We start from the raw sequence: 272 nt of genomic DNA on the forward strand, positions 1-272 counted from the left end.
GGTCCTGGTTTTTCCATCCGGCCAGCTGGGTAACGAAGCGCAAATGTTGCAACAGTTACAGACCGGGGCGTTGGATATGGCATTTCTGACGGCAGGGGAAATGGCCAACCGGCGTCCGGATTTTGCTGCACTGTTTGCGCCGTATTTGGTGAATACCCCCGAAGATGCGATGTTTTTGCTGCATGGAAAAACAGCCACCGGCATGCTGGATGAGTTAAAACCCCTGGGGCTGGTGGGGTTGGGTTACGGCATGGCAGTATTCCTCCAGATGG

At 54.8% G+C, this 272-nt stretch carries 1 protein-coding gene; it reads left to right on the forward strand.

What is annotated here, in order from left to right; genetic code table 11:
• Nucleotides 1-272: hypothetical protein (locus tag Q4563_RS19945; RefSeq protein ID WP_303605753.1), on the forward strand; the 272-nt coding region annotated here is incomplete at both ends.

The organism is Gilvimarinus sp. 1_MG-2023, assembly GCF_030548285.1.